This is a genomic window from Brevundimonas albigilva (assembly GCF_023573565.1).
In the GTDB taxonomy this organism is placed as follows: domain Bacteria; phylum Pseudomonadota; class Alphaproteobacteria; order Caulobacterales; family Caulobacteraceae; genus Brevundimonas; species Brevundimonas albigilva.
This window is the reverse complement of the sequence record NZ_CP097649.1, coordinates 637,216-657,252: the sequence shown is the minus strand read 5'-3', so window position 1 is coordinate 657,252 and position 20,037 is coordinate 637,216. Positions and strand designations below refer to the sequence as shown.

Sequence of the window (20,037 nt, the reverse complement as noted above, 5' to 3'; positions counted from 1 at the left end):
TCATCGCAAATACGCAAACGCAACTTCGCAAAAAGTGCGGAACTGCGGGGGTTTGCAAAGGATGTTGGGTTGATCTGCGAAGTTGCGAATGGCTGAGAAGCTGTTTCTGGGCGCCAAGCTGAGGAAGCTGCGAGAGGCGCGGGGCTGGACGCTGGAGGCGTGCGCCGAGCGTCTGGGCCTGTCGCCGTCTTATCTGTCGCAGCTGGAAACGAACCAGAGGCCGGCGACGGCGCGCGTTCTGATCGCCCTGACGCGCGCCTTTCACGTCGACGCCAGCCTGTTCGACCTGGAGGGCGACGCGCGCCTGCTGGCGGACCTGCGCGAAGCCACCACCGACATCGCCGGCCCGGTCAGCGGCGAGGCCGAGCCCCCCACCGCCGCCGAGCTGAAGCAGGCGGTGGTCAATACGCCGCGACTGGCGCGTCAGTTCCTGGCGCTGCACCAGACCTTCCGCCGGCTGGACGAGCGGGTGAAGGCGCTGGACGACACCCTGGGCCGCGACGAACGCGGCGCCGGCGTGGCCGTTCTGCCGTTCGAGGAGGTCCGCGACTTCTTCCACTATCGCGACAACTATATCGACAGCCTGGACACGGCGGCCGAGAGGCTGGCCGCCGGCCTTCCGCGCGAAGGCCAGATCGAGCGGTCGCTGGAGGCGGCGCTGGGCGACATCCACGGCGTGCGGGTCGTCACCGTGGGCGGGCAGGAGGCGCTGCGCCGCTATGACCCGGTCAATCGCGTGCTGACGCTGGACGCCTGGCGGCCGGGCGCGACCCGCACCTTCCAGATGGCCCACCAGCTGGCCCTGCTGTCGTTCCGCGGGCAGATCGAAGCCGAACTGGACCAGGCGGCCTTCCGCACCGACGCCGCACGCGACGTGGCCCGCATCGGCCTGGCCAACTACGCCGCCGGCGCGACCCTGTTGCCGTACAAGACCTTCCTGGAGGCGGCGCGCGAGGAGCGGCACGACATCGACCGGCTGCGGACCCGTTTCCAGGTCAGTTTCGAACAGGTCTGCCACCGACTGTCGAACCTGCAGCGGCCGGGCTGGCGCGGCGTGCCCTTCTACTTCGCCCGCGTGGACATGGCCGGCAACATCACCAAGCGGCACAGCGCGACGCGCTTCCAGTTCGCGCGCTTCGGCGGGGCCTGCCCGCTGTGGAACGTGCACGAGGCCTTCGCCGCGCCCGACCGCATCGACGTGCAACTGGCCGAGATGCCGGACGGCTCGCGCTATGTCTCGATTGCGAAAAGCGTGTCCAAGCCCAGCGGCTCCTACCTGGCCAACGACCGTCGCTACGCCCTGTCGCTGGGATGCGAGGTCGAGCATGCGCCGTCGCTGATCTATTCGGCCGGGCTGGACCTCAATGGGCCGGCGACCAAGATCGGGGTCAGCTGCCGCATCTGCGAACGGACCGACTGCACCCAGCGCGCCTTCCCGCCGATCGATCGCACCCTGGAGGTGCCCGAGAACGAGCGCGGCGTGGTGCCCTACCGCTTCGGAAGCGCGCCCGCCCAGCGCTTTGACAGGTGATCGGGTTCGGGTAACACTGGTCTCGTCGTCGCCTGTCAGGTTGATTCGCCTGGACAAATCGACTTCCGACCCGAATTAAACCCAAGCTTCGGCATCCGCGCCGACCTTGATTGCGTATCGCGCCCTATGTCGTTTCGCACCCTTCTGATTCTGCATGTCGATGATGACGCCGAAATGCGCGATCTGATCGCCCTGTGCCTGGCCACGGCCGAGGACATGACCCTGACCTCCCTGGATTCGGGACCGGCGGCGCTGGAGCATCTGAAGGCCGCGCCGCCGCCCCATCTGATCCTGCTGGATGTCTGCATGCCGGAGATGGACGGCCCGGCGACGCTGGCCGCCTTGCGGGGCCTGGACGGCCTGGCGGAGACGCCGGTGGTGTTCCTGACCGGCCGGGCGGCCGAGCACGAATGCGCCCGCTATCGCGCCCTGGGCGCGGCGGACGTGATCGCCAAGCCGTTCGACCCGGCGCGCCTGGCCGACGACATTCGCCGCCACGCCGCCTAGGTTTTCCCGCCTCTCAGGACGGTCAGACCAGTTCCACCGTCATGGCGGTGGCTTCGCCGCCGCCGATGCACAGGGCGGCCGCGCCCTTGGTCTTGCCCCGCGCCGTCAGCGCCGACAGCAGGGTGGTCAGCACGCGCGCGCCAGAGGCGCCCAGCGGATGGCCCAGGGCGCAGGCGCCGCCGTTGACGTTGATCTTGTCGTGGGGGACGCCCAGCTCCTGCATGGCGATCATCGGCACCACGGCGAAGGCCTCGTTGACCTCCCACAGGTCCACGTCGTCGGCCGACCAGCCCGCCTTTTCCAGCGCCTTGCGCAGCGCGAACACCGGGGCGGTGGTGAACAGGCTGGGCTCGTGCGCATGGGCGGCCTGGCTGACCACGCGGGCGACCGGCGTCAGGCCCAGCGCCTCGGCCGTCGACTGGCGCATCATGACCAGGGCGGCGGCGCCGTCCGAGATCGAGGCGGCCGAGGCGGCGGTGATGGTGCCGTCCTTGCCGAAGGCGGGCTTCAGGTTCGGGATCTTGGACGGATCGGACTTGGTCGGCTGCTCGTCGCGATCGACCGTGACCACGCCCTTGCGCGTCTTGACCTCGACCGGCACGATCTCGGCGTCGAAGCCGCCGCTGTCCTGCGCCGCCTTGGCGCGCGCGGCGCTGGCGGTCGCATAGGCGTCCTGCTGCTCGCGCGTGAACTGATAGGCCTGGGCCGTGTCCTCGGCGAACTGGCCCATCAGCTTGCCGGGATTGTAGGCGTCCTCCAGCCCGTCCAGGTACATGCTGTCCGAGATGACGTCGTGGCCGATGCGGGCGCCGCCGCGGTGCTTCTGCATCAGATAGGGGGCGTTGGTCATGGACTCCATGCCGCCCGCCACGATGACGTCGGCGGACCCCGCCAGCAGGGCGTCGCGCGCCATCATCGCCGCCTGCATGCCCGAACCGCACATCTTGTTGATGGTCGTGGCCTCGGTTCCGACCGGCAGGCCGGCGCCCATGCCCGCCTGACGCGCCGGCGCCTGGCCCAGGCCCGCCGGCAGGACGCAGCCCATGATGATCTGCTCGACCTTCTCGGGGGCCAGGCCGGCCCGATCCAACGCCGCCTTCACCGCCGCCGCACCCAGGTCGGTGGCCTTGGCGTCCGACAGCGCGCCCTGGAAGCCGCCCATCGGCGTGCGGGCGTATGAGACGATGACGACGGGATCGGACGCGGACATGACGGTTTCCTCTTGATCTTCGGCGCACAGATAGGACGCGCCAAGCGTCGTGAACAGGGCGCTCAGGCGAAGTGAAGCCGCCGATACTTGCCCCGGAAATACAGCAGCGGGTCGCGCCGCGGCTCGAACCGCGCCCGCAGCACCCGGCCGATGAAGACCAGATGGTCGCCGGCCTCGACCACCTCGTGGGTGGCGCATTCGAAACTGGCCAGGGCGCCCGACAGGATCGGCGCGCCGGTGTCCCACGCCTCCCAGGCCACGTCCTGGAAGCGATCCTCGGTCGAGCGGGCGAAGACGCCCGAGGTCGGCTGCTGGCCGATGTGCAGCACATTGATGGCGAAGTGTTCGGCCGTCCGGAACCGGTCCAGGTTGCTGGAGCTCTTGGCCAGGCAGAACAGGATCAGCGGCGGGTCCAGCGACACCGCGCTGAAGGAGTTGGCGGTCAGGCCGACGGGCAGACCTTCGCCGTCGCGGGTCGTCACCACCGTCACGCCGGTCGCGAAACAGCCCAGGGCGTCGCGCAGGGTCCGCGCGTCCGACCCCGAGTGATAGACCAGGGCCTCGCGCGGGGCGGCCTTCTCCAGGAAGCCGACGACCGCGGTGTCGAACGCCTCGCCCTGGTCGGGCGCCACGACCAGCACCGGCGCGCCGAACGCTTCGATCTCGACGGCCTCCCCGCCCGCGACGATCACCGCCGCCGCCAGGGACGGGCCGGCGCCCGACAGCGCCTGGACGACCCGGTCGCGACTCTCGGCCGCGCACAGGATCGAAGGCCTCGACGACATTTCCGTCACCAGACGGCGCAGGGCCGCCGCCGCACGGGCTGGTTCCAGCCCGTCCAGGTCGGGCGCGACCACGCGCCGTCCCGCCTCGACCAAGGCCCGGACAGAGGCGCGCCAGTCCGCGGAAAGCCTTTCGCGCGGACCGACCAGCACCACCACGGGATCGTCGGCCTCGCCCCAGGACTCCAGGTCCGGTTCGTCGATGGCGAAGGGCGAGGACATGAAGGCGAGGCGATCCTGGATCGTTGAAGGGTTCGCCCTATTAAGGCGTCACGGCGGTCCGGCGCCAGCGCGCGGGGGCGTCAGCGGCCCTTGAAGTCCGGTTTGCGCTTTTCGACGAAGGCGGACATGCCCTCCTTCTGGTCCTCGAAGGCGAAAAGACTGTGGAACAGGCGGCGTTCGAAGCGCACGCCCTCGGTCAGGGTCGTCTCCAGGGCGACGTTGACCATTTCCTTGTTCATCATCACCGCCAGCGGGCTTTGCGAGGCGATCTTCGCCGCCGCCGCGCGCGCCTCGTCCAGCAGGGCGTCGGGCGCGACCACCCGGCTGACCAGCCCGGCGCGTTCCGCCTCGGCCGCGTCCATCATCCGCGCGGTCAGGATCATGTCCATGGCCTTGGACTTGCCGACCAGGCGGGTCAGCCGCTGCGACCCGCCGATGCCGGGCGCGACGCCCAGGTTGATCTCGGGCTGGCCGAACTTGGCCGTCTCGGACGCGATGATGAAGTCGCACAGCATGGCCAGTTCGCACCCGCCGCCCAGCGCATAGCCCGACACCGCCGCGATGATCGGCTTCCTGAACCGGGTGATGCGGTCATGGCCCAGGGCGAAGAAGTTGCCCTTGAACATGTCGGCGTAGGACTGGTCCGCCATCTCCTTGATGTCGGCGCCGGCGGCGAAGGCCTTGGCCGATCCGGTCAGGACCAGGCAGCGCACGCTGTCGTCGCCTTCGACCGCATCCAGAAACGCCGCCAGTTCCCCGAACAGGGTCGAGTTCAGCGCGTTCAGCGCCTCGGGCCGGTTCAGGGTCACGACCGCATAGCCGTCCGCGTGGCGTTCGATCAGCAGGGTCGAATAGGCGTCGGCCATGTCAGGTCTCCAGTTCGGAAAGGCGGCCGCGCAGCAGCTGCAGCATGGCCGAGAAATCGTGGCCGCCATGTCCCAGGCGGTCGAACAGGGCGTACATGGCCTCGGCCTGGGCGCCCAGGGGGGTCGAGGCGCCGCTCTTGGCCGCCGCGTCCTGGGCCAGCTTCAGGTCCTTCAGCATCATGGCCGTGGCGAAACCGCCCTGATAGCCGCGGTTCGACGGCGCCGTCGGAACCGGACCGGGCCAAGGGTAATAGCTGGTCACGCTCCAGCACTGGCCCGACGACTTGGATGCGATCTCGAAGAAGCGCTCGGGGTCCAGGCCCAGCTTCTCGGCCAGGGCGATGGCCTCGCAGGTCCCCATCATGCTGACGCCCAGCAGCATGTTGTTGCAGATCTTGGCCGCCTGGCCCGCGCCGTGGTCGCCGGCCCGAATGGTGATGCGGCTCATCGGCTCCAGCGCCGCCTCGACGCGGCCGAAGTCGCCCTCGTCGCAGCCGACCATGAAGGCCAGCGTGCCAGCCTCGGCCGCCGCCACGCCGCCCGACACCGGCGCGTCGGCGAAGGCGTAGCTGGCGTCCCGCGCCAGGCCCGCGACCTTGCGCGCGGTCTCCACGTCGATGGTCGAACAGTCCAGCAGCAAGGCGCTGGACGGCGCGGCGCCCAGGATCTGTTCCGAATAGACCTTCAGGACGTGCGGACCGGCCGGCAGCATGGTGATGACCACCTCGGCGTCCTTCACGGCCTCGGCGACCGATCCGACCGGCGTGCAGCCCGCGCCCCCCGCGCGCTCCAGCGCCTCGGCCGACAGGTCGAAGGCGGCGACCGCATGGCCGGCCTTGGCCTGGTTCGCGGCCATGCCGCCGCCCATGTTGCCCAGGCCGATGAAGGCGATCTTGGTCATGGTCTCTCTCCCTTTGTCGGCGCCGCGGTCAGGCCAGCGGCGTCCATTTTTCATTGTCCGGCAGCGGCGCGAACAGATCGTCCAGCACCGCGTCGGTCACGCCGTCCAAGGTCGCGGGCGACCATTTCGGCGCATTGTCCTTGTCCACGATCACGGCGCGAACGCCTTCCTGGAAGTCGTGGGTCCGCACCACCCGGCCGCCCAGGGCGTATTCCATCGCCATGTTGTCGGCGAAGCTGTTCAGCGTCGCGCCGGTCCGCAACTGGCGCAGGGTGACCTTCAGCGACTGCGGCGACTTGGTCTTCAAGATCGCCAGCTGCGCCATCGCCCAGTCTGAGCCCTCGGCCGCTAACGCCGAGAATATCTCCTCGACCGTATCGAAGGCGAACAGTCGGTCGATGGCCTCGCGATAAGGCTCAAGCGGTGCCGGGCCGGTCGCGCTCGCCCAAGCATCGGCGTCCGCATTGGGGGCATGGGGGTGGTATCCGATCGACTCAACCAAATCGATCAGATCGTCGGCAGCCACGAAATGCGTGTGTATGCCCAGCGCCACCGTATCCGCCGCCTTCAGCCGCGCGCCCGTCAGCGCCAGCCACACGCCCGTCTGGCCCGGCAAACGCGGCAGGAACCAGCCGCCGCCCACGTCGGGGAACAGGCCGATGCCCGTTTCCGGCATGGCGTAGGTCGTCCGCTCGGTCGCGATCCGCACCCTGGCCGGCTCCGAGATGCCGACCCCGCCGCCCATGACGATGCCGTCCACGATGGCCGTGATCGGCTTGGGATAGTCGAACATCAGGTGGTTCAGCCGGTATTCGGCCAGGAAGAAGGCCTTGGCCTCGGACGCATCCCCCGCCCCGCTCTCGGCGATCATGCGAATGTCGCCCCCGGCGCAGAAGCCCCGTTCGCCCGCATGGTCGATCAGGATGGAGGAGACGGCAGGGTCGTCGCGCCAGGCCAGCAGGGCCTCGGTCATCGTTTCGCACATCGCCCGGTTCAGCGCATGGATCGCCTTGGGCCGGTTCAGCGTGATGCGGCCGACGCCGTTCTCGATGCGGGTGATGACCTCCGCTTCGCTCACTTCGCCATCTCCCGTGCGATGATCACGCGCATGATCTCGTTGGTGCCTTCCAGGATGCGGTGCACCCGCAGGTCGCGCACGATCCGTTCTAGCGGATAGTCCTTCAGATAGCCGTAGCCGCCGTGCAGCTGCAGCGCCTCGTCGGCGATGTGGAAACAGGCGTCGGTGGCCAGGCGCTTGGCCATGGCGCACCATTTGGTCTTTTCGGGATGGTCGTTATCGATGGCCCACGCGCCGCGCAGCACCATCAGCCGCGCCGCCTCCAGGTCCGTCGCCATATCGGCCAGGCGGAACTGCAGCGCCTGGAACTCGCCGATCGGACGGCCGAACTGCTTGCGGGTGGCGACGTAGTCCTGGGCCGTCTCCAGCGCCAGTCGCGCCCCGCCCAGCGAACAGGCGGCGATGTTCAGCCGTCCGCCGTCCAGCCCGGCCATGGCGTATTTGAAACCCGCCCCCTCTTCGCCCAGCAGGTTGGCGACCGGCACGCGGCAGTCGTCGAACTGGACGATGGCGGTCGGCTGGGCGTTCCAGCCCATCTTCCTTTCCTGGGCCCCGAACGACAGGCCGGGGGTCCCCGCCTCGACGACGATGGCGGAAACCCCCTTGGGCCCCTCACCGCCCGTGCGGACCATGACGACATAGACGTCCGACGTTCCGGCGCCCGAGATGAAGGCCTTGGAGCCGTTCAGCACATAGCAGTCGCCGTCGCGCACCGCCGTGGTGCGCAGCGCCGCCGCGTCGGACCCCGAGCCCGGTTCGGTCAGGCAATAGCTGGCGATCTTCTCCATGCCGACCAGATCGGGCACGAACCGCGCGCGCAGATCGTCCGCCCCGAACCGGTCGATCATCCACGTCGCCATGTTGTGGATCGAGAGGAAGGCCGCCGTCGCCACGTCGCCGCGCGACAGCTCCTCGAAGATCACCGCCGCCTCGACCCGGCCCAGCGCCATGCCGCCGTGTTCCTCGGCCGTGTAGATGCCGCAGAAGCCCATCTCGGCCGCCTGCTTCATCACCTCGACGGGGAAATGCTTGTCCTCGTCCCACCGGGCCGAATGGGGCGCCAGCTCCGCCTGGGCGAAGGCGCGCGCCGCATCCTGAATGGCGCGCTGATCGTCGGTAAGGGCGAAATCCATGTCGGCCTCAACGCATCGTCGGAATGACGAAGGAACTGTCGGCGTGCTCCAGTTCGCTGTCCGGCCACCGGGCCGTCACGGTCTTGGTCTTGGTCCAGAAGCGGACGCCCTCCATGCCGTGCTGGTTGATGTCGCCGAAAGCCGAGCGCTTCCAGCCGCCGAAGGTGTGATAGGCGACCGGCACCGGGATCGGCACGTTGACGCCGACCATGCCGACGTTCACCCGCGCGGCGAAGTCGCGGGCCGCGCGGCCGTTCTGGGTGAAGATGGCGACGCCGTTGCCGTATTGGTGGTTGGACGGCAGGGCCAACGCTTCCTCGAACGTCTCGGCGCGCACGATCTGCAGCACCGGGCCGAAGATCTCCTCCTGATAGGACGACATCTGGGGCTTCACATGGTCGAACAGCGACGGGCCGATGAAATAGCCCTTCTCGTGCCCCTGCAGGCTGAAGTCGCGGCCGTCGACCACCAGTTCGGCGCCTTCCTGGACGCCCTTCTCGATCCAGCCGGCGATGCGGTCGCGGTGCTGGGCGGTGACGACGGGGCCGTAATGGGCGCCCGCGTCGGTCGAGACGCCGACCCGCATCGTCGGGATTTCGGCGACCATCCGCTCGCGCAGTTCGTCGGCGGTCTTCCTGCCCACCGGCACGACCACCGGCAGGGCCATGCAGCGTTCGCCGGCCGAGCCAAAGGCCGCGCCCGACAGGTCCTTGATCACCTGGTCCATATCGGCGTCGGGCAGGACGATCCCGTGGTTCTTGGCGCCGCCCATGGCCTGGACCCGCTTATGGTTGGCCGCGCCGGTCTGATAGACATAGTGGGCGATGTCGGACGAGCCGACGAAGCTGACGGCGTGCACCAGCGGATGGGTCAGGATGGCGTCCACCGCCGTCTTGTCGCCGTGCACCACGTTCAGCACGCCGTTCGGCGCCCCGGCCTCCAGCATCAGTTCGGCCAGGCGCACCGGCACCGACGGATCGCGTTCCGACGGCTTCAGCACGAAGGTGTTGCCCACCGCGATGGCCACGCCGAACATCCACATCGGGATCATGGCGGGGAAGTTGAACGGGGTGACGCCCGCCACCACGCCCAGCGGCTGGCGCATCGAATAGACGTCGATGCCGGGGCCGGCGCCCTGGGTGTATTCGCCCTTGAGCGCGTGGGGGATGCCGCAGGCGAATTCGATCACCTCCAGCCCGCGCTGGATGTCGCCCTTGGAGTCGGCGATGACCTTGCCGTGCTCGCTGCTGAGCCGTTCGGCCAGTTCGTCCATCCGCGCCTCAACCAGGCGCTTGAACTCGAACATGACCCGCGCGCGGCGCTGGGGATTGGTGCTGGCCCAGCCGTCGAAGGCGTTCTGGGCGGCCTGCACCGCGCGGTCGACCTCGGCCGTCGTGGCCAGCTGCACGCGCGCCTGCACCTCGCCCGTGTTGGGATCGAACACGTCGCCGAACCGGCCCGAGGAACCCTCGAAAGCCTGACCGTCGATGAAGTGGCGGATGTCGCGCATGGTTTCCTCCTTGTTTTGGGCGTGTCTAGCAGTCCTGTGGCCGCCGACGAAAGCTGGACGCCAGGAAATTCGCCCCGACCGGCGTCATTCGGCGCGATCTTCCCAAGGCGGATGATCGCCGTAGAGGTCCGCCAGATAGGCGACGAAGGCGACGACCGAGGCCGGGACCAGGTCTGAACGCGGATGCACGGCGTAAAGCCCCACCGACTGCGCGCCCTGGTGATCGGGCAGCACGACCCGCAGACGGCCCGCCGCCAGATCCTGGTGAATGTCCCAGGTCGAACGCAGCGCGATGCCCGCGCCGGCGACGGCCAGTTCGCGCACCACCTCGCTGGAGTTGGTGGCCACCCGGCTGTCTACCGTGACCGACACCGCGCCGTTCGGCCCCTGCAGCCGCCACGGCGACTGGCCCGCCGCCGCCAGAAGCCGGTGGCCTGACAAATCCCGCAACGTCCGGGGCTCGCCGTGTTCCACGATATAGGCGGGGCTGGCGCACAGCACCCGCCGATTGGACGCCAGCCGCACCCCGACCATGGAGGCCTCCACCCGCTGGCCGATGCGGATCGCCAGGTCATAGCGTTCGCCCACCAGATCGACATAGGCGTCCGACAGGTCCAGCCGCAGCGCCACCTTGGGATGACGATCCAGAAACCCCTTCAGATAGGGCGCGACGTGCATCCGCCCGAACGAGGTCGGCGCGGTGATCCGTAAGGGTCCCGCCGCCGTCCGGGCGCCGCCCGCGACCAGCGCCTCGGCCTCGCGCGAGGCCGCCAGTATCTCCACCACGCGGCGATAGAAGGCCGCCCCCGCCTCGGTCGGGCTCTGGCGGCGGGTGGTGCGGTTCAGCAGCCGGACGCCCAGCCGGTCCTCCAGCCGCGCCAGCCGACGCGACGCCATCGCCGGCGACAGGCGCATCGCCCGCGCCGCGGCCGACAGGCTGCCGTGCTCCACCACGGCGGCGAACAGGGCGTATTCGTCATCCATGACTGATCTTTGCATGATCCGCACGACAGATCATCCATCTTTGCGTCTGGCGTGCGGGCCGCAACCCCTTAGGATGGGTCGTGAAAGTGAGGACGCCCATGAGCACCGTCGATCGCGCCGGCCTGTCCGTGGCCCGGGACCTGGCCGCCTTCGTGGAAACCGAGGCCCTGCCCGGCCTGGGGCTGCAGGCGGACGCCTTCTGGCGCGGCTTCGCCGTCCTGCTGGACCGGTTCACGCCCGAGAACCTGGCCCTGCTGGCCGAGCGCGACCGCATGCAGGCGCGGATCGACGCCTGGCACGACGCCCGCCCCGGCGCCGTGGAGGGCGCCTCCTACACCGACTTCCTGACCGAGATGGGCTATCTGGTTCCCGAACCCGCGCCGTTCCAGGTCGAAAGCGAAAGGGTGGACGCCGAACTGATCGCGGCGGGGCCGCAACTGGTCGTGCCGGTGCTGAACGCCCGCTTCCTGCTGAACGCCGCCAACGCCCGCTGGGGCAGCCTGTATGACGCCCTGTACGGCACGGACGCCATTTCGCCGGTCCCGGCGGCGGGCGGCGGCTACGACCCCGCGCGCGGGGGCAAGGTCATCGCTTGGGCCAAGGCCTTCCTGGACCAGGCCGTTCCGCTGGCCGAAGGCTCACACGCCGAGGCGTCAGGCTGGTCGGTCCGTGACGGCGCCCTGTCGCCGGCGCTGGCGGATCCGGCCGCCTTCGTGGGCTATCGCGGCGACCCGGCGGCGCCGGAGGCGGTGCTGCTGCGCCACCACGGCCTGCACATCGAACTGGTCATCGACCGCGCCCACCCGATCGGGGCGACCGATCCGGCGGGCTTGGCCGACGTGGTGCTGGAATCGGCCCTGTCCACCATCGTCGACCTGGAGGATTCGGTCGCGGCCGTGGACGCCGCCGACAAGGTCGCGGCCTATCGCAACTGGCTGGGCCTGATGAAGGGCGACCTGTCGGCCGACTTCGACAAGGGCGGCCGGACCCTGACCCGCCGCCTGGCCGAGGACCGCGCCTATGTCGCACCGGACGGCGCGCCCCTCGCCCTGCCCGGCCGCAGCCTGCTGTTCGTGCGCAACGTCGGCCACCTGATGACCACGCCCGCCATCCGCCTGCCCGATGGGTCCGAGGCGCCCGAGGGTCTGGTCGACGCCGTCCTGACCACCCTGATCGCCAAGCACGACCTGGACGGCGCCGGCCGTTTCCGCAACAGCCGCGAGGGCTCGGTCTATATCGTCAAGCCCAAGATGCACGGGCCGGCCGAGGCCGCCTTCACGAACCGCGTCTTCGATGCGGTCGAGGACCTGCTGGGCCTGGCGCGCCACACGATCAAGATCGGGGTGATGGACGAGGAACGCCGCACCTCGGCCAATCTGGCCGCCGTGATGGCCGCGGTCCGGGGCCGGATCGTCTTCGTCAACACCGGCTTCCTGGACCGCACGGGCGACGAGATCCACACCTCCATGCGCGCCGGGCCGATGGTGCGAAAGGCCGAGATGAAGGCCTCGGCCTGGATCCAGGCCTATGAGGCCCGCAACGTCGCCATCGCCCTGGCCGCCGGAATGGCGGGGCGCGGCCAGATCGGCAAGGGGATGTGGGCGGCGCCCGACCGCATGGCCGCCATGCTGAAGGAAAAGATCGCCCACCCCCAGGCCGGGGCCAACACCGCCTGGACGCCCAGCCCGACCGCCGCGACCCTGCACGCGGTCCACTATCACCAGGTCGACGTCGCCGCCCGCCAGCGCGAACTGGCGGGCCAGGCGCCGCCGCCGTTGTCCGATCTGCTGACGATCCCGCTGGCCACCAACACCAACTGGTCGCCCGACGAGGTCGCGCGCGAACTGGACAACAACTGCCAGGGCATACTGGGCTATGTCGTGCGCTGGATCGACCAGGGCGTCGGCTGCTCCAAGGTGCCCGACATCGACGACGTGGGCCTGATGGAGGATCGGGCGACGTTGCGGATATCGGCGCAGCACCTGGCCAACTGGCTGATGCACGGCGTCTGCACGGCCGAGCAGGTTGACGACGCCCTGATCCGCATGGCCGCCAAGGTCGACGCCCAGAACGCCCGCGACCCCGCCTATCGACCGATGGCGCCGTCCCCCGACGACAGCCTGGCCTTCCAGGCCGCGCGCGCCCTGATCTTCGAGGGCGCGGCCCAACCCAACGGCTACACCGAGCCGCTGCTGCACGCCTTCCGCGCCAGGGCCAAGGCGGCGCGCTGAAGGCCGTGCTAGACAGGCGGCGGAATCGTCCGTCGCCTGAGGCCGCTCTCATGTCCGCTCCTGTCCGCCTGAACCGGTCCCAGTTGTCGGTCCCCGCCGCTTCGATGCGCTTCATCGAAAAGGCGGCGACCAGCGATGCGGACGTGGTCTTCCTGGACCTGGAGGATTCGGTCGCCGACGCCGACAAGGCCCAGGCCCGCGCCAACGCCGCCCGCGCCCCGTCGATGTTCGACTGGGGCTCAAAGACCCTGTCGATCCGCGTAAACGCCTGGGACACGCCCTGGACCTTTCGCGACGTGGTCGCCGTGCTGGAGGGCGAAGGCGACCGGCTGGACCTGTTGATGCTGCCCAAGGTCCATCGCCCCGCCGATGTCCACGCCCTGGACGCCCTGGTCGCCCAGGTCGAGCGCGAACAGGACCGCGCCAAGCCCGTCGGCCTGGAGCTGATCATCGAGAGCGCCCAGGGGATCGCGAACGTCGACGCCATCGCCGCCGCCTCGCCGCGTGTCGAGGCCCTGCACTACGGCCCCGGGGACTACGCCGCCTCGACCGGCGCCCGCACCACCGCGATCGGCGAACAGGACCCGGCCTACCCGGGCGACCTGTGGCACTATCCGATGTCGCGCATCCTGGTCGCCGCGCGCGCCAACGGCCTGCGCGCCCTGGACGGCCCGTGGTCGCGCCACGCCGACCTGGATGGTCTTCAGGCCGCCGCCCGCCGCACCGCCGCGATGGGTTTCGACGGCAAATGGGCCATTCACCCCGGCCAGATCGAGACCATCAACGCCGTCTTCACCCCCCCGGAAGGCGAGGTCGCCCAGGCGCGCCGCATCCTGGCCGCGATGGACGAGGCGGCGGGCCAGGGGCGCGGCGCCGCCACGCTGGACGGCCGCATGATCGACGTCGCCTCGATCCGCCAAGCTCGAGGCCTGGTGGCCAAGGCCGAACGCATCGCCGGCCGCTGATCGCCCCATCCCTGGATCGGGCGCGAACGGTCGGAGAGGTGGACGAACCGCGGCCGTTTCCTCCATAGAAGGGCCGCGCTTCGCGGGATAAGAATGCAGGCTCGCCGACCGACCATCGATGACGTGGCGCGCCATAGCGGCGTAGGGCGCACGACGGTGTCCCGCGTGCTCAACGACGGGCCGAACGTCCGCCCCGAGGTCCGCGATCGCGTCTGGGCCTCGGTCCGGTCGCTGAACTACTCCGTCAACCCGCAGGCGCGCAGCCTGGCCAGCGGCAGCAGCGGTCTGATCGCTCTGGTGTTCGCCTCCGACTTCGATGCGCAACCCAACTCGTTCTACGCGTCGGCGCTGGAGTTGGGCGCGCTGCGCGAGTGCCTGGTCCAGGGGCGTCATCTCCTGACGCACCACGTGCCGCAGCACAGCCCCGACTGGAAGCGGCAGGTGCTGGAGCTGATCCGCACCCAGCGCTGCCAGGGCGTGGTGCTGACGCCGCCGTTCTCTGACGACCCTGATCTGGTGAAGGCCGCGACCGCTCAATGCGCCGTCGCCCTGATCTCGCCCTCGCCGTCGACCCGCGGCCTGGCCGACGGCGTCGGCGTGGACGATGAGGCGGGCGGTTACGACGTGGCCCGCCACCTGCTCGGCCTGGGTCACAGAAACCTGGCCTACATCACGGGCCTTGAGAGCCACCTCTCAGCCGCCCGTCGTCTCGAAGGGCTGCGCCGCGCGGTGAAGAGCCAAGGCCTGGACCCGGCGTCCGTCCGCGTGCTGGGCGGCGACTTCACCTTCCGCTCCGGGGTCGAACATACGCGACGGCTGCTCGGCGAAAGGAGCCCGCCCACCGCCATCATCTGCGCCAACGACGACACCGCCGCCGGCGCCCTGTCGGTCGCGCACGGCCTGCACCTGTCGGTGCCGGACGAACTTTCCATCACGGGGTTCGACGACACGCCGATGTCGGAAATCGTCTGGCCCCCGCTGACGACCGTGCACCAGCCGTTGAAGGACATGGCTGGAGCGGCGGTGAGCGCGATCGCCCGGCGACTGGCGGGGGAAGAGGACGGCCCCCGCTTCGAGACCCTGCCCCACAGGGTGATCGCCCGCGAGTCCAGCGGACCGCCCGGCGCGCCTTGACTCGATAACCAGGACTGCGATGCTGGAAGCGCTTCCATAACAATGACCGGCCGGCAGGCGGGCAGGAGGAAATCCATGCGACGGACGAGAACAATCCTCGGGATCCTGGCGGCCGCGACTGTGGCGGCCGCGATCCTTGAGACGCCAGCCTTGGCGCAGACGCCCGTGCGCCACTGGGTCACGACCGGCGACCAGAGCCGGCTCCTGAGCGAGCAGACCCCGTTCGTGCTTCGACGGGACGGGCGCGACGCCCCGGGGATCGTGGTCACGCCGGACGATCGCAAGCAGTCCATGGTCGGCTTCGGCGCCTCCATCACCGACGCCTCGGCCTATTTGATCCAGACCCGCCTGACGCCCGCGGCGCGCGACGCGCTGCTTCGAACCCTTTTCGGGCGCGACGGCGAAGGACTGGGCTTCAGCTTCACGCGGGTGACGGTCGGCGCCTCGGATTTCTCGCTCGACCACTACAGCCTGGCCGACGCGCCCGACCCCACACTGGCGGGGTTTTCGACGCGCCGCATGGAAGAGCATGTCTTCCCGACGGTGCGCGCCGCGATGGCGATCAATCCGGACCTCAAGGTCATGGCCTCGCCGTGGAGCGCGCCCGGCTGGATGAAGACCACCGGCAGCCTGATCCAGGGCACGCTGAAGCCCGAACACTATACGACCTACGCCGACTACTGGCTGCGTTACATCCGATCCGCGGCCGACAACGGCGTGCCGACCGACTACCTCAGCATCCAGAACGAGCCGGACTTCGAGCCGGACAGCTATCCCGGCATGCGATGGCCGGCGACGCAGCGCGCGGTCTTCATCGGCCGCCACCTGGGGCCGGCCCTGGCCCAGGCCGGGATCGACGCCAGGATCCTGGACTGGGACCACAACTGGGACCAGCCCCAGCAGCCGCTGGGCGTGCTGGCCGACGACACGGCGCGCCGTTACGTCTCGGGCGTCGCCTGGCATTGCTACGCCGGCGACGTCGCCGCTCAGGACCAGGTCCGACGCGTCCATCCCGACAAGGACGTCTTCTTCACCGAATGCTCAGGCGGCGACTGGGCCGCCGATTTCGGAGACTCCTTCGGCTGGACGATGAAGACGCTGATCATCGGTTCGACGCGCAACTGGGCGCGCGGCGTCCTGATGTGGAATCTCGCGCTGGACGAGAACCATGGACCGCACGCCGGCGGATGCGGCGACTGCCGGGGCGTCGTGACGATCGACAGCCGCACGGGCGCGGTGACGCCGAACCAGGAATACTACGCCTTCGGCCACGCCAGCCGCTTCGTGCGGCCCGGGGCCGTGCGGGTCGGGTCCAGCCAGATCGAAGGCGTCTCTAGCGTCGCCTTCGTCAACCCCGACGGCCAGCGCGTGCTGGTGCTGTACAACGAGCGCGCCGAGCCCGCTCCGCTGACGGTGGGCGAGGAAGGCTGGCGCGGCGAGACGGTTCTGCCGGCCCGCAGCGCGGCCACCTATGTCTGGGAAGCGCCGGCCGCCTGACCCTGCGGCGCCTGGACGATCCGGGCCACATAGTCGGGGTGCGGCGGCATCCTGGCGACGCACTTGCCGACGACGCTGCGGATGTCGCCCAGATAGCGGTCGATCGCCGCCTCGTCGGTCACGTCGACCAGGGGATCGGGATGGCGCGGCGTGATCCCCTGCCCCAGGAAGACCTGGATCCAGCTCTCCTCGGTGAACAGTTCGTCGTCCTCGCGGAACACACGGCCGTTGGCGCGGAACAGGTCGATCTTGCGCTGGAGGGTGTCGGGCACGGGCATGTCCCGGCAGTGGCGCCAGAAGGGCGTGTCGTCCCGCTCGGTCGCCTTGTAGTGCAGGATGATGAAATCCCGCACCCGCTCGTATTCGAAGTCGGTCTGGCGGTTGAACTCGTCGATGTTGGCGGGGTCGAACCCGGCGTCGGGCATCAGCCGCACCAGACGGATCAGCGACGACTGGATCAGGTGCAGGCTGGTGGACTCCAGCGGCTCCAGGAACCCCGCCGCCAGACCGACCGCGACGCAGTTCCGGTTCCATATCCGGCGCCGCTTGCCAGTGACGAACCGTATGCGTTTGGGTTCGGCCAGCTGCGCCCCATCCAGATTGGCCAGCAGGACCCGTTCGGCCTCGGCCTCGTCCATGTGCCGGCTCGAGAAGACGTGGCCATTGCCGGTGCGGTGCTGCAGCGGAATGCGCCACTGCCATCCGGCGTCCCGCGCCGTGGCCCGCGTGTAGGGGGTGAACGGCTCGGTGCGGGCGCAGGGCACGGCGATGGCCCGGTCGCACGGCAGCCATTGCGTCCAGGCTTCGTAGCCGGTCTTCATGGCCTCCTCGATGATCAGGCCGCGGAAGCCCGAGCAATCGACGAACAGGTCGGCGGCGATGACCTCGCCGTCTTCCAGGGTGACGGACTCGACGAAGCCGTCCTCGGCTCGCAGCTGGACGGCGCAGACCTTGCCCTCGCGCCGCACGACGCCGGCCGCCTCGGACATCTGTCGCAGGTAGCGGGCGTAGAGCCCGGCGTCGAACTGGAAGGCGTAGGTGATCTGGCCCAGCGGGGACGACCTCATCTTGGGGTCGGGCCGCATGAAGCGGTTCTCCAGCGCGGCCGCCGCATTGATGGAATAGGCGCCAAGGTCGCCCGCGCCGCCGCTCTCCCGCATCTTCAGCCAGTATTGGTGGCAGCGCAGCCAGCCCAGGTCCCGTCCGATCACGCCGAAGGCGTGCATGTAGCGATCGCCCTTGCGCAACCAATCGACGAACTGGATGCCCAACTTGAAGCTGCCCTGGGTCCGACGGATGAAGTCGTTCTCATCCAGTCCGATCAGCTCGTTGAACTTCCTGATCGCCGGGATGGTGGCCTCCCCGACGCCGATGGTTCCGATGGCGTCCGACTCCACCAGCGTGATGTCGTACCGGCCCCGGAACAGTTTCGAGAACAGGGCGGCCGTCATCCAGCCGGCGGACCCGCCCCCGACGATGAGGATCCTCTTCAGTTGGCGCACGCCTTCCTCCCTGGAGGGTCTTGTTGTGCTGCTTAGTCGCAGGTTCCCGGCGTCGCGGGCAAGGGAAGTTCGCCGGTGCGCGCGGGCCGCGCGTAGCTGAGGCCGTAACCGCGTGGGAACTGCACCACGTCGCCCGCCCCCTCGCCCGTGCTGCAGGCCGATCCGGGCCACGCGAAAGACAGCCGTCCCGTGAAGTCGAAACGGCCGCCCAGCAGCACGTCCGCCAGCCCCGCGCCTTCCGTGCCCGGCAGGAAGGCGGCGACGAAGGCGTCCGACAGGTTGATCAGGTCGTTGGCGTAGGCGGGGCGCCCGGAATAGAGCACCGACACCACCGGCACGCCCTTGCCCGATACGGCGCGAAGGGCCGCCAGGTCGCGCGGATGCAGGCGGCTGTGCTGGACCGGCGTGGGGAAGCGGACGTCGCCGTTGTATTCCGCGTAAGGCGTCTCCCCCAGCACCACCACGACCTTGGAGAAGGCGCTCATGTCCACGCCTGAGCCGTCGGGCGAATAGACCACGTTCTCCGCGCCCAACTGGGACTTCAGCGCGCCCAGCAGCGTCGATCCGGTCGCGAAGTCGGCGTTGGAGTTTTCCGTCCCCTGCCACGTCAGGGACCAGCCGCCGGTCTGGTTCGACAGGCTGTCGGCGCTGTCGCCAACCACCAACACCTTGCCCGCGCCTCGCGCCAGCGGCAGGGCCTTGTCCTCGTTCTTCAGCAGCACGACCGACTTGCGGACCGCTTCACGGGCCAGTTCCGCCGCGTCGATCGCCTCCGCGCGGCCGTTGAAGCGACTGTCAGACGGGGCGCGGTCGAACAGGCCGGAGCGCAGCTTCACCCGCAGGATGCGCGTCACGGCGTCGTCGATGCGCGACACGGGAATGCGGCCGGCCTCCACGTCCTGGGTGGTGTTCTGGATGAAGGCGCGCCAGTCCTCGGGGACCATCACCATGTCGACGCCGGCGTTGATCGCCTGGGGACAGTGCGACTTGGTGCAGCCGGGGACCTGCTCGATGCCGTTCCAGTCCGAAACGACGAAGCCGTCGAAGCCGAGGCGGTCCTTCAGCACGTCGGTCAGCATCTCGCGGCTGCCGTGCATCTTGCCGTAGTCGCGCCCGGCCTGGACGTCGTTCCAGCTGCTGTAGGAGGCCATGACGGTCTGCACGCCGGCGTTCAGCGCGGTGTAGTAGCCGGCGCCATGCCGGGTGATCATCTCGGCGCGGGTCGCGCGGGTCTCGCCCTGGTCGACGCCGTTGTAGGTGCCGCCGTCGCCCATGTAGTGCTTGGCGGTGGCGACCACGTCCCCGTCGCCGGTCAGCCGCCCCTGAAGTCCGCGGACCAGCGCCTCGCCGTATTCGGCGACCAGTTGCGGATCGCTGGAATAGCTTTCGTAGGTCCGGCCCCATCGGCGGTTCTCGCCGACCGCCAGGGTGGGCGCGAAAACCCAGGTGATGCCCGTGGCGCGCACCTGGCGGGCCGTCGCCCGTCCGATCCGCTCGATCAGCGCGGGATCGTGCGCGGCGCCCAGGCCGATGTTGTGCGGAAACAGGGTGGCGCCCGAGACGTTGTTGTGGCCGTGAACGGCGTCCGTGCCCCAGATCAGGGGAATGGGCGTGGCCATGTCGGTCGCCAGCGCCGCATCGTGGAAACGGTCCGACAGGGCCGCCCACTCGGCGACCGTCGCGTGCTTGTTCATCCCGGGCCAGGCGCCGCCGCCGTTCAGCACTGATCCGATGTAGTACTGACGGACCTCGTCGGGCGTGATGTAGCGCACGTCCGGCTGGGTGATCTGGCCGATCTTCTGCGCCAGGGTCATGCCCGCCACGATCCGGGCGATGCGGGCCTCCATCGCGGCGTCCGGCGCGGGCGCCCGAAGCGCGGGCCAGTCCGAGCCGTCTATCGGACCCGCGACGTCCGTCATGGGCGCGACGGCGCAGCCGGCCAGCAGCAGCAGGGGAAGCAGCGTCGTCTTGTGGAAGGTCATGC

At 69.5% G+C, this 20,037-nt stretch carries 16 protein-coding genes; 6 read left to right on the top strand and 10 right to left on the bottom strand.

The annotated features are described in order from the left end of the window. Positions 1-88 precede the first annotated feature (88 nt). Together M8231_RS03250 and M8231_RS03245 are read left to right on the top strand one after the other, a co-directional pair. Positions 89-1,531: a helix-turn-helix domain-containing protein gene (locus tag M8231_RS03250; protein ID WP_249751203.1), complete on the top strand. Its 1,443-nt coding sequence runs from the start codon at positions 89-91 to the stop codon at positions 1,529-1,531. Positions 1,532-1,705: 174 nt separating this feature from the next. After that, positions 1,706-2,038: a response regulator gene (locus M8231_RS03245; RefSeq protein WP_249751204.1), complete on the top strand. Its 333-nt coding sequence runs from the start codon at positions 1,706-1,708 to the stop codon at positions 2,036-2,038. Between the two features lie 22 nt (positions 2,039-2,060). Here M8231_RS03245 and M8231_RS03240 read toward each other — a convergent pair whose 3' ends face one another. The 8 genes from M8231_RS03240 to M8231_RS03205 form a co-directional block, all read right to left on the bottom strand. Further along, a complete protein-coding gene (locus M8231_RS03240; RefSeq protein ID WP_249751205.1) occupies positions 2,061-3,248 on the bottom strand; it encodes an acetyl-CoA C-acyltransferase in 1,188 nt (395 codons plus the stop codon). A gap of 62 nt (positions 3,249-3,310) precedes the next feature. Further along, entirely contained in the window at positions 3,311-4,252 is a 942-nt protein-coding gene (locus M8231_RS03235) for a flavin reductase family protein (RefSeq protein WP_250202246.1), read from the bottom strand. Positions 4,253-4,332: 80 nt separating this feature from the next. Next, positions 4,333-5,118, bottom strand: coding sequence for an enoyl-CoA hydratase (locus M8231_RS03230; RefSeq protein ID WP_249751207.1), 786 nt, complete (start codon positions 5,116-5,118; stop codon positions 4,333-4,335). Position 5,119: 1 nt separating this feature from the next. Further along, positions 5,120-6,019: a 3-hydroxyisobutyrate dehydrogenase gene (gene mmsB / locus M8231_RS03225; RefSeq protein ID WP_250202245.1), complete on the bottom strand. Its 900-nt coding sequence runs from the start codon at positions 6,017-6,019 to the stop codon at positions 5,120-5,122. 28 nt (positions 6,020-6,047) lie between these two features. Then, a complete protein-coding gene (locus tag M8231_RS03220) occupies positions 6,048-7,097 on the bottom strand; it encodes an enoyl-CoA hydratase/isomerase family protein (RefSeq protein ID WP_249751208.1) in 1,050 nt (349 codons plus the stop codon). Further along, positions 7,094-8,230: an isobutyryl-CoA dehydrogenase gene (locus tag M8231_RS03215; RefSeq protein ID WP_250202244.1), complete on the bottom strand. Its 1,137-nt coding sequence runs from the start codon at positions 8,228-8,230 to the stop codon at positions 7,094-7,096. Before M8231_RS03215 ends, M8231_RS03220 begins: the two co-directional genes overlap by 4 nt. Before the next feature lie 7 nt (positions 8,231-8,237). Next, a complete protein-coding gene (locus M8231_RS03210; RefSeq protein WP_250202243.1) occupies positions 8,238-9,740 on the bottom strand; it encodes a CoA-acylating methylmalonate-semialdehyde dehydrogenase in 1,503 nt (500 codons plus the stop codon). Between the two features lie 84 nt (positions 9,741-9,824). Continuing rightward, positions 9,825-10,724: a LysR family transcriptional regulator gene (locus M8231_RS03205; RefSeq protein WP_250202242.1), complete on the bottom strand. Its 900-nt coding sequence runs from the start codon at positions 10,722-10,724 to the stop codon at positions 9,825-9,827. A 98-nt stretch (positions 10,725-10,822) separates the two neighbouring features. On the opposite strand from M8231_RS03205, the gene M8231_RS03200 reads away from it, so the two are divergent. The 4 genes from M8231_RS03200 to M8231_RS03185 all read left to right on the top strand — a co-directional run bounded on the left by M8231_RS03200 (position 10,823) and on the right by M8231_RS03185 (position 16,551). Further along, positions 10,823-12,955 (top strand): malate synthase G, encoded by a 2,133-nt coding sequence (locus M8231_RS03200; protein WP_249751209.1) that lies wholly within the window; start codon positions 10,823-10,825, stop codon positions 12,953-12,955. Between the two features lie 50 nt (positions 12,956-13,005). Beyond that, complete coding sequence (locus M8231_RS03195) at positions 13,006-13,920, top strand: HpcH/HpaI aldolase/citrate lyase family protein (protein WP_249751210.1); 915 nt, start codon at positions 13,006-13,008, stop codon at positions 13,918-13,920. 156 nt (positions 13,921-14,076) lie between these two features. Continuing rightward, positions 14,077-15,054, top strand: a complete 978-nt coding sequence (locus tag M8231_RS03190; protein ID WP_348521885.1) for a LacI family DNA-binding transcriptional regulator — start codon at positions 14,077-14,079, stop codon at positions 15,052-15,054. Between the two features lie 150 nt (positions 15,055-15,204). Further along, the gene (locus tag M8231_RS03185; RefSeq protein WP_250202241.1) at positions 15,205-16,551 is read left to right on the top strand and encodes a glycoside hydrolase family 30 protein; all 1,347 of its coding nucleotides are present in this window, start codon (positions 15,205-15,207) and stop codon (positions 16,549-16,551) included. Here the strand turns inward: M8231_RS03185 and M8231_RS03180 are convergent. Continuing rightward, entirely contained in the window at positions 16,524-18,053 is a 1,530-nt protein-coding gene (locus M8231_RS03180; RefSeq protein ID WP_250202240.1) for a tryptophan halogenase family protein, read from the bottom strand. The genes M8231_RS03185 and M8231_RS03180 overlap by 28 nt on opposite strands. A gap of 32 nt (positions 18,054-18,085) precedes the next feature. Further along, complete coding sequence (locus tag M8231_RS03175) at positions 18,086-20,035, bottom strand: glycoside hydrolase family 3 protein (RefSeq protein WP_250202239.1); 1,950 nt, start codon at positions 20,033-20,035, stop codon at positions 18,086-18,088. Positions 20,036-20,037: the final 2 nt, after the last annotated feature.

What these genes read in the sequence shown, in the direction of transcription:
- M8231_RS03210 (WP_250202243.1), bottom strand. Translation starts at nt 9,740, where the DNA reads ATGCGCGACATCCGCCACTTCATCGACGGTCAGGCTTTCGAGGGTTCC.
- M8231_RS03200 (WP_249751209.1), top strand. Translation starts at nt 10,823, where the DNA reads ATGAGCACCGTCGATCGCGCCGGCCTGTCCGTGGCCCGGGACCTGGCC.
- M8231_RS03175 (WP_250202239.1), bottom strand. Translation starts at nt 20,035, where the DNA reads ATGACCTTCCACAAGACGACGCTGCTTCCCCTGCTGCTGCTGGCCGGC.
- M8231_RS03205 (WP_250202242.1), bottom strand. Translation starts at nt 10,724, where the DNA reads ATGGATGACGAATACGCCCTGTTCGCCGCCGTGGTGGAGCACGGCAGC.
- mmsB (WP_250202245.1), bottom strand. Translation starts at nt 6,019, where the DNA reads ATGACCAAGATCGCCTTCATCGGCCTGGGCAACATGGGCGGCGGCATG.
- M8231_RS03215 (WP_250202244.1), bottom strand. Translation starts at nt 8,230, where the DNA reads ATGGATTTCGCCCTTACCGACGATCAGCGCGCCATTCAGGATGCGGCG.
- M8231_RS03230 (WP_249751207.1), bottom strand. Translation starts at nt 5,118, where the DNA reads ATGGCCGACGCCTATTCGACCCTGCTGATCGAACGCCACGCGGACGGC.
- M8231_RS03235 (WP_250202246.1), bottom strand. Translation starts at nt 4,252, where the DNA reads ATGTCCTCGCCCTTCGCCATCGACGAACCGGACCTGGAGTCCTGGGGC.
- M8231_RS03250 (WP_249751203.1), top strand. Translation starts at nt 89, where the DNA reads ATGGCTGAGAAGCTGTTTCTGGGCGCCAAGCTGAGGAAGCTGCGAGAG.
- M8231_RS03240 (WP_249751205.1), bottom strand. Translation starts at nt 3,248, where the DNA reads ATGTCCGCGTCCGATCCCGTCGTCATCGTCTCATACGCCCGCACGCCG.
- M8231_RS03245 (WP_249751204.1), top strand. Translation starts at nt 1,706, where the DNA reads ATGCGCGATCTGATCGCCCTGTGCCTGGCCACGGCCGAGGACATGACC.
- M8231_RS03195 (WP_249751210.1), top strand. Translation starts at nt 13,006, where the DNA reads ATGTCCGCTCCTGTCCGCCTGAACCGGTCCCAGTTGTCGGTCCCCGCC.